Source organism: Motilimonas sp. 1_MG-2023, assembly GCF_030547455.1.
Classification (GTDB): domain Bacteria; phylum Pseudomonadota; class Gammaproteobacteria; order Enterobacterales; family CBDFNC01; genus Motilimonas.
This window is the reverse complement of sequence record NZ_JAUOPX010000185.1, coordinates 1-261: the sequence shown is the minus strand read 5'-3', so window position 1 is coordinate 261 and position 261 is coordinate 1. Positions and strand designations below refer to the sequence as shown.

Below are 261 nucleotides of genomic sequence, written 5' to 3'. Positions count from 1 at the left end.
TACCATACGTATTCCGGTTCACATGATTGAAACCATCAATAAACTGAACCGTATGTCACGTCAAATGCTACAAGAGTTGGGTCGCGAGCCTACTCCTGAAGAATTGGCTGAACGCATGATCATGCCAGAAGACAATATCCGTAAGGTGCTGAAAATTGCCAAAGAGCCAATCTCCATGGAAACACCAATTGGTGATGATGAATATTCTCACTTATGTGACTTAATTTAAGATACCACGATCCACCTAACGGTAGATTCATC

Annotated in this window: 1 pseudogene; it reads left to right on the top strand. The window is 41.8% G+C overall.

Annotated elements, in window-relative coordinates:
• Positions 1–226: pseudogene (locus Q4519_RS21900) on the top strand (sigma-70 domain-containing protein); the annotation flags it as partial.
• Positions 227–261: the final 35 nt, after the last annotated feature.